The sequence below is a fragment of the Tenacibaculum sp. L6 genome (genome assembly GCF_028823685.1).
Classification (GTDB): Bacteria; Bacteroidota; Bacteroidia; order Flavobacteriales; family Flavobacteriaceae; genus Polaribacter.
The window spans coordinates 60,215-67,994 of the sequence record NZ_JAPEHZ010000006.1 but is presented as its reverse complement, the minus strand read 5'-3'; the positions used below and the strand labels follow the sequence as shown (position 1 = coordinate 67,994).

At 30.2% G+C, this 7,780-nt stretch carries 11 protein-coding genes; 4 read left to right on the top strand and 7 right to left on the bottom strand.

Going from position 1 to position 7,780, the window contains the following annotated elements; translation table 11 throughout:
* The first annotated feature begins 47 nt into the window (after positions 1 to 47).
* Entirely contained in the window at positions 48 to 566 is a 519-nt protein-coding gene (locus tag OU788_RS02515; RefSeq protein WP_274633705.1) for a shikimate kinase, read from the top strand.
* On the opposite strand, the gene OU788_RS02510 is transcribed toward OU788_RS02515, so the two are convergent.
* Complete coding sequence (locus OU788_RS02510; RefSeq protein WP_274633704.1) at positions 558 to 1,061, bottom strand: phosphoribosyltransferase family protein; 504 nt, start codon at positions 1,059 to 1,061, stop codon at positions 558 to 560. The genes OU788_RS02515 and OU788_RS02510 overlap by 9 nt on opposite strands.
* A gap of 26 nt (positions 1,062 to 1,087) precedes the next feature.
* On the bottom strand, positions 1,088 to 1,477 hold the full coding sequence (locus tag OU788_RS02505; protein ID WP_274633703.1) for an RNA-binding S4 domain-containing protein: 390 nt from the start codon (positions 1,475 to 1,477) through the stop codon (positions 1,088 to 1,090).
* Between the two features lie 79 nt (positions 1,478 to 1,556).
* Here OU788_RS02505 and OU788_RS02500 point away from each other — a divergent pair, with 79 nt between their 5' ends.
* The gene (locus OU788_RS02500) at positions 1,557 to 2,444 is read left to right on the top strand and encodes a peptidylprolyl isomerase (protein WP_274633702.1); all 888 of its coding nucleotides are present in this window, start codon (positions 1,557 to 1,559) and stop codon (positions 2,442 to 2,444) included.
* 62 nt (positions 2,445 to 2,506) lie between these two features.
* On the opposite strand, the gene OU788_RS02495 is transcribed toward OU788_RS02500, so the two are convergent.
* The 5 genes from OU788_RS02495 to smpB form a co-directional block, all read right to left on the bottom strand.
* Positions 2,507 to 3,124, bottom strand: coding sequence for a porin family protein (locus tag OU788_RS02495; RefSeq protein WP_274633701.1), 618 nt, complete (start codon positions 3,122 to 3,124; stop codon positions 2,507 to 2,509).
* 109 nt (positions 3,125 to 3,233) lie between these two features.
* Positions 3,234 to 4,184 carry a transketolase family protein gene (locus OU788_RS02490; RefSeq protein WP_274633700.1) on the bottom strand — a complete coding sequence of 317 codons (951 nt, stop codon included), beginning with the start codon at positions 4,182 to 4,184 and terminating at the stop codon, positions 3,234 to 3,236.
* Positions 4,185 to 4,238: 54 nt separating this feature from the next.
* Entirely contained in the window at positions 4,239 to 4,820 is a 582-nt protein-coding gene (locus OU788_RS02485) for a Maf-like protein (protein WP_274633699.1), read from the bottom strand.
* The gene (locus OU788_RS02480) at positions 4,807 to 5,703 is read right to left on the bottom strand and encodes a hypothetical protein (protein ID WP_274633698.1); all 897 of its coding nucleotides are present in this window, start codon (positions 5,701 to 5,703) and stop codon (positions 4,807 to 4,809) included. Before OU788_RS02480 ends, OU788_RS02485 begins: the two co-directional genes overlap by 14 nt.
* A 3-nt stretch (positions 5,704 to 5,706) precedes the next feature.
* Positions 5,707 to 6,162: an SsrA-binding protein SmpB gene (smpB, locus tag OU788_RS02475; protein WP_274633697.1), complete on the bottom strand. Its 456-nt coding sequence runs from the start codon at positions 6,160 to 6,162 to the stop codon at positions 5,707 to 5,709.
* Between the two features lie 120 nt (positions 6,163 to 6,282).
* On the opposite strand from smpB, the gene OU788_RS02470 reads away from it, so the two are divergent.
* Positions 6,283 to 6,918, top strand: coding sequence for an OmpW/AlkL family protein (locus OU788_RS02470; protein ID WP_274633696.1), 636 nt, complete (start codon positions 6,283 to 6,285; stop codon positions 6,916 to 6,918).
* Positions 6,919 to 7,053: 135 nt separating this feature from the next.
* Complete coding sequence (locus OU788_RS02465) at positions 7,054 to 7,776, top strand: DUF6503 family protein (protein WP_274633695.1); 723 nt, start codon at positions 7,054 to 7,056, stop codon at positions 7,774 to 7,776.
* The last annotated feature ends 4 nt before the right edge of the window (positions 7,777 to 7,780 follow it).

Sequence of the window (7,780 nt, the reverse complement as noted above, 5' to 3'; positions counted from 1 at the left end):
TTTGTAATATTTTTTATAGATATTTGTAACTGCTTAATTATTAGTTTATGAAAATTGTTTTATTGGGATATATGGCTAGCGGGAAATCGACAATTGGTAAGATTTTAGCCGAAAAAATGAAGATTTCTTTCATAGATTTAGACGCATATATTGAAGAAAAAGAAAAAATGTCGGTTTCTGATGTCTTTAAAGAGAAAGGAGAAATCTATTTTCGTAAGCAAGAGCATGTTTATCTAAAGGAACTTTTAGATAAAAAAGAAGACTTTGTTTTATCCTTAGGAGGAGGTACACCATGCTATGCAGGAAACATGAATGTATTATTAAGTTATGATGATGTGACTTCTATATATTTAAAAACATCTATACAAACAATCAAGGAAAGATTGGTAAATGAAAAAAGCCAACGCCCTTTAGTAGCTCGTTTAAATGAAGAGGAGTTGGCAGAGTTTATAGCTAAACACTTGTTTGAACGTAGTTATTATTACAATCAAGCTACTCATAAACTAGTAGTTGATAATAAAGATGTGAATGAAACAGTGGAGGATCTCCAAGTTATACTAAGTTAAATAAGCAATAGTTTCATTCGCTTTAAATTCAACAACAACATGTTCTTTAATAGAGGTAGATAAAGAAATACCTTTAAAATCTGCTTTTACTGGATATTTTTTGTGATTTCTATTGACTAACACGGCAGTTTTAAATCTTTTTAAAGGAACCTCTAAAAAGTGTTTAACGCCGTAAATCAAAGTAGTACCTGAGTTTAAAACATCATCAACCAATACTAACGCTTTGTTTTTGTACTCGTCACTAGTTATTGAAGTAGTAATTGGAGTTGTAGGTTTTTTCTTATCGATAAAAACTTTACAAAGGGTAACTTTTAAAGGTGAGATTTTATTTACTGCATCCGCAATTTTTTCAGCAAGAAAAAAACCGTTATCAGCAATACCTGCAATAATGATTTCTTTTTCTTCACTATTACTTTCGTAGATTTGAAAAGCCATTCTACGAATTTTTTGCTCTATTTGTGTGTTGTTTAGGATGATATTGTTAGTGTCGGTCATTTTTCTTTTAGTTTAAAACAAAGGAATTACAAATTAACATCATTTTCTTTAGAATCTTCGTAATAATCGTCAATATCACGACGATCTTTTTTGGTAGGTCGTCCTGTTCCTTTTTTACGATAATAGTCTTTAGAGTACTTTAATAATTCGGTTTTTTCAAACTCTTCTTTCGGGGTTAAATCTTTTCGATATAAATCAACAAGTTTAGCGCTCACACGATTAGGAGGGAGGTCTAAGATTTTTATTTTATAATTAATTTGATTTTTTCTGATGGTAATTTCTTCATTTCCAAAAACTTCTTTAGAAGGTTTTAAGTTGGTTCCATCAAGCTTCACATGCCCTTTTTTACAAGCATCTGTGGCAATACTACGGGTTTTAAACAAGCGAATACACCACAAATATTTGTCAATTCTCATATAAAAAGTTAATTTTTGTTCTTTCGTTTTTTACAAAGGTATAAAAATGGTAAATTGCGCGTTAAAATTTCAAAATTAAATGATAAAATTTAAACATTTATTATATACGGTTGCTGTAGGTACTCTTTTGTATGCATGCGGAACTGATAGTAATCCAAGAATAGAAAATTTTGACCATGAAGCGCAAGCGATTAAAGATCAGGATTCTATTGTTAAATTCTTAAAAACTCATTACTATAAAGATGCTGTAGATTCAATAAAGCCTTTGATTGATGGTGAAACAGCATTGATGGATGATGTTAGGTTGAAAAGTAGGGTAGTTAATGAATATGATATTGATTACACCTATTATTATTTTGTAAAGGAGGAAGGAGTTTCGGAAAAAGGGTATCCTACTGTTGTAGATTCAGTGCTTACAACTTATAGATTAAGTTCTTTAGATGCTTCGGATAAGCTAACAAAAGTACAAGATTTGAATACTCCAACTTGGTTTAACGCTAGTCAAATAGCTGTTAGAGGTTGGTTGCATGCTTTTACTCACTTTAAAGGAGGTGAATTAAAAAAAGAAGACGATGGTAGCCCATATAATGGACCTATAACTTATAATGGAACAGGTAAAGGCTTTTTCTTACTACCTTCAGGTTTAAGCTATAGGAATTCAGGAAACTTACCTAATAAAACTTTATTATATTTTGTTAGTTTACATGATATAGTAGAAAATACAGACCATGATCAAGATGGTGTTCCTTCAATTTTTGAAGATGTAGATGAAGACGGTAAGCCTTGGAATGATGATACTGACAAGAATAATGTTCCTAACTATTTAGATATAGACGATGATGGAGATGGTGTTTTAACAAAAGATGAAGATAAAAATGGAGATGGTGATCCAAGAAATGATTTTAACGATCCGAACAAGCCAAATGTACCCGATTATTTAAATAGAGACATTAGAGTTAAATATTAAAACATAAAAAAACCACGAAGTTTTTAACTTCGGTTTTTTTATGTTTAATTGATAATGATTTTTTAGAATCTATAAGATAATCCTACAATGATTTGATTTACGCGAGTGTCAAAATTAACATCGTTAATGTTCGAATCGATGAATTTAGCTTCAGTATCAGACAAAGCTCTTTCCCAACGAACGTCTAATCCTAATTTACCAAGTTCGATACCTGCTCCAAATTGTACTCCAACTGAGAAACCGTCAGAATCTACTTGTTTAAGGTCTTCAATATTAAAATCAGAATCTAAAATATATTGAAAAGAAGGTCCTCCAAAAACATGCGCTACTTTTAAGAATTTCATTCCGACTAAAACAGGAATATCAATTTTTTGGAAATCATAGGTGGTAGCTTTTGGTTCATCGGCAATATTATATTTATAAGATACCTCATTGCTTAATTGAGTATATACTAATTCTGGTCTTAAGTATAAATTGGTAACAGGTAAGTTTATACGCAACCAAGCACCAGCGTGGAAACCTGTTTTACTTTTAGCATTATCAAAAACTACATCGTTTTTTACATCAGTAAAAGAATTTGAGTTATAGTTAATACCTCCTTTGATACCTCCTTGGATTTGACTTTGTGCTAATTGAGCTCCTCCGATAAAAAGGAAAATCATTAAAACTGCTTTTTTCATTTGTTTAGGGTTTATTTATTAATAATTGGGGGTTATATTACTTTTTTATAAAAAAAATACATCACTTTAAACCTAAAAAGTGATGTATTTATTGTTTATAATATAGAGTTTATTTTCTTGAAATTACTTTCTCTACAGCTTTTACGATGGCTTCATCATTTAATCCGTATTTCTTCATTAACTCTGCAGGAGTTGCAGATTCTCCGAAGCTATCATTTACAGCTACAAATTCTTGAGGAGTAGGGTTGTTAGTGGCTAAACAACGTGCAACACTTTCACCTAAACCTCCATATTTATTATGTTCTTCAGCGGTAACTATACATCCAGTTTTAGCTACTGATTTTAAAATAGCTTCCTCATCTAAAGGTTTAATAGTGTGAATATTGATTACCTCTGCTGAAATTCCTTTTTCTTCTAATTGCTCGGCAGCTTGCAACGCTTCCCAAACTAAATGTCCTGTTGCAACAATGGTTACATCTGTACCTTCTGTAAGTTGAATTGCTTTACCAATTTCAAAAGGTTGATCTGTCATAAAAACAGGAACACTAGGTCTTCCAAAACGTAAATATACTGGTCCTTCATGTTCTGCAATAGCTAATGTAGCTGCTTTGGTTTGGCTATAATCACAAGTATTGATAACGGTCATACCAGGTAACATTTTCATTAACCCGATGTCTTCTAAAATTTGGTGCGTAGCTCCATCTTCACCTAAAGTTAATCCTGCGTGAGAAGCACAAATTTTTACATTTTTATCAGAATACGCGATTGATTGACGAATTTGATCGTATACACGACCTGTAGAAAAGTTAGCAAATGTACCTGTAAAAGGAATTTTTCCACCAATAGTTAATCCTGCTGCAATTCCCATCATGTTTGCTTCAGCAATTCCAACTTGAAAGAAACGTTCTGGGTGATTTTTAGCAAACTCATTCATTTTTAAAGAGCCAGTTAAATCAGCACAAAGGGCAACAACATTAGGATTTGTTTTTCCTAATTCGGTTAAACCATCACCAAACCCAGAGCGGGTATCTTTTTTTTCAGTATAAGTATATTTTTTCATCAGTTTGTGTTGTGTAAATACGTGTCAAAAATAATCTTTTATAAAAAGCTAGCCTTATAATTTTGATAATTCTTTGTAAAGTTTATGAACTGGAAATCCCATAACGTTAAAATAGCTTCCTTCCATCTTTGTAATTCCTATTTTACCAATCCATTCTTGAATTCCATAAGCGCCAGCTTTGTCAAAGGGTTTGTAGTTAGTTATATAGTAATCAATTTCTTCATCAAGTAATTCTTTAAATGTAACAATAGTAATGTCATTGATTGTTTTTTGAAAATTCTTACTTGTAAGACATATTGAAGTAATTACTTCATGAGTCGTATTAGATAACTCTTTTAACATGCTAAACGCTTCGTTATAATCTTTAGGTTTACCTAAGGCTTTGTTATTTAACCAAACAATAGTATCTGAAGTAATTAACAGGTCATTCTCTTTTAAATCAGTTGTAAAAGGAGATGCTTTTAAAGCAGCTAAGTAATCTGTTATTTGGCTGTGTTGTAGTTCTATAGGATATATTTCTTTTACTTCCTTAGTTTTTATTGAAAAAGGAATGTCTAAGCTTTTGATTAATTCTTGTCTTCTAGGTGAGTTAGAAGCTAAAATTACATTGTACTTTGATAATTTAGTTGATAACATATTTTAAATAATAAGCTATTGTAGGAATGCTTATAAGCGCCAGTATAAAATTAAAGTAACTAATTTTAATAAGGTACTTGTAATGTTTTGTTTCAGAAGCTTTCATTAAGTAGTAAATGAAATATAAATAAGGAAGAACTCCTAATAGCATTAAAGTTGTAAAGATAAATTGGTTTTTAGAGAAAACTACTGCGATAGAAAAAATAAAAAGTAAACCAATAATAGTAAGGAATAAAATCACATTTTTAGCTCTTTTTCTACCTAACAAAATAGGGAGCGTGTTTTGTTTGTTAAGATTATCTTCATTTACATTAATTAAATCAATAATCATTTCAAAAACAATATTACTTAAGAAAGACATTATTATGTAAGCTATTGTAATTAGTTGAAGATTAAAAAATAAAGTCCATTGTTCTTGAGTTAAATCGACAGGGAGGTCAAACCACAATAAAGTTAACAAAGCAAAAGGTTTAAGAAAAGCAGTAACTATATTACTAATAAAGGTCTTTTTAATGTTGTTTTTTATATAAAAATGTGAAATGATTGGACAAACAACAAATAAGATTCCGTACCATGGTTTTTGTATTTTAAATGATAGAAGAACTCCAACTAAAACACCGATTATAGCAAACCAAAAAGAACATTTTTTTGTCTTTTCTAAATCAATTTTTATTTTTTTATGTTGATTTCTGTAAGCAAAACTTTTTAAATATCCAGAGGCTAATAAAAAAACACTTGCTATTGATAAAAGCCCTAAATCAAAAAAAGAAAGTGTTGTTTTAAAACCATAACCATGTAAAAAACAAAACTTAAATAAAAATAACATGAAAGTGAAGTAGACAATCTTCTTCCATTGAATATTATTTAAGAAACAATTTTTCATTAATTAAAACGCCTTTTTTATTCTGGCTAAATCACGTTTATTATCACGGTCTTTAATAGTATTTCTCTTGTCGTGAGTTTTCTTTCCTTTGGCAAGCGCTATTTCTAACTTAGCCCATCCATTTTCATTTATAAATAAACGTAAAGGAACAATGGTGTTACCTTTTGATTCTACTTCTTTTTCAAGCTTTTTTAGTTCACGTTTGTTTAATAATAAACGACGTTCGCTTTTTGGTTTGTGGTTGTAATGATGTCCAAAAGCATATTCTTCAATATACATGTTAACCACAAAAAGTTCTCCTTTGTCATTGAACTCACAAAAACTTTCAGTAATTCTAGCTTTACTTTGTCGTATCGATTTTATCTCAGTACCAGTAAGTTGTATTCCTGCTGTGTACTTGTCAAGTATCTCGTATTCAAAACGAGCTTTTTTATTCTGTATGTTAATGTTTTTTTGCATAAGGAAACACAAATATAACTATAATTTTAAGTTGTTAAATAAAATTATTAAGCTATGATTTAAGTCATGTTTTAAAGGGGATTGCAAGGGTAATTTTGCTTAAAATTTAAACTTATAATCATGAAAAAAATTATATTAAGTGCTGTATTTGGAATTTTATTTTTTAGCAATGCAGCTGCACAAGAAACTACAAAAGCAGATGATTTTAAAAGATGGCAAGCTCGTTTTAGATGGGCTAGTGTAATGCCAAATGAATCAGCTACCATAGGAACTATTGGAGGAGATGTTGAGATTAGTAAAAGTTTTATTCCTGAGCTAGATTTTACGTACTACTTTACTGAAAATATAGCAGCGGAGTTAATTTTAGGAACTACAAATCACGATGTAAAAGCAGTAGGAACCGCTTTAGGAGATGTTAATTTGGGTGATGTATGGTTATTACCTCCAACATTAACGTTACAATATCACTTTAATATTAGCGATTTTAAACCTTATATTGGTGCAGGTGTAAATTATACTATTTTTTACAATGCTGATCCTGGTGCTGTAGTAGATGTAGATTATAAAAACGGATTCGGATATGCGTTACAATTAGGTTTTGACTATGATTTAGACGATACTTGGTTTTTAAACGTAGATGCTAAGTATATCGGGTTAAGTACTGATGTAACTGTTGATGCTGGTATTGCAACTGTTCCTGCAGAAGTAGATATCAATCCATTATTAATAGGCTTTGGTATAGGAGTAAGATTCTAAACCAATTTGAAAGCGAGCATGTTAAGAGCTGCAATTTTGCAGCTCTTTTTTTGTTATTAACAGAATTTTAAAGTGAATGTGATTGAATTCCTATAAATTTGCGCGCAAGACAATTTTTTAAAGAACTAAGATTTTATGAAGTACTTATATATTTCACTATTAATATTATTAGTTTCGTGCAAGCCAAAATTTACTGCGCAAGAAATAATAGATCAATCGTTAGCGTATTCTAAGTCCAATAACATAGCAGAAGCAACTATTTCTTTTGCTTTTAGAAATAACAACTACAAAGCTATACGAAACAACGGAGCTTTTGAATTAACAAGAGTTGTACAAAACGATACAGCAACTATAAAAGACATATTGTTTAATGACGGATTTAAACGTTTTGTTAATGATAGTTTAGTTAATCTTTCAGAAGAAGATAAAAATAAGTACAGTAATTCGGTAAATTCTGTTCATTACTTTTCTGTGTTACCATTTGGATTGAACGATAAAGCTGTTCAAAAAAAGTTATTAGATCCTGTAACTATTAAGGGAAAAGAGTATTATAAAGTTAGAGTTACTTTTACTGAAGAAGGCGGAGGAGAAGATTTTGATGATGTATTTATTTACTGGTTTTCTAAAGAGAACTTTCAATTAGATTATTTAGCTTATAAATATCATACAAATGGAGGAGGGGTTCGTTTTAGAGATGTAAAAGAAGAAAAGTTGGTTGACGGAATTCGCTTTGCAGATTATAACAATTATAAGCCTTTAGATAAAGAAATGGATTTTTATAACATAGATAAGTTATACGAAGAAGGTAAATTAAAGAAGCTTTCTGAAATTGTTTTAGACAATATAACTGTGGAATAAGATT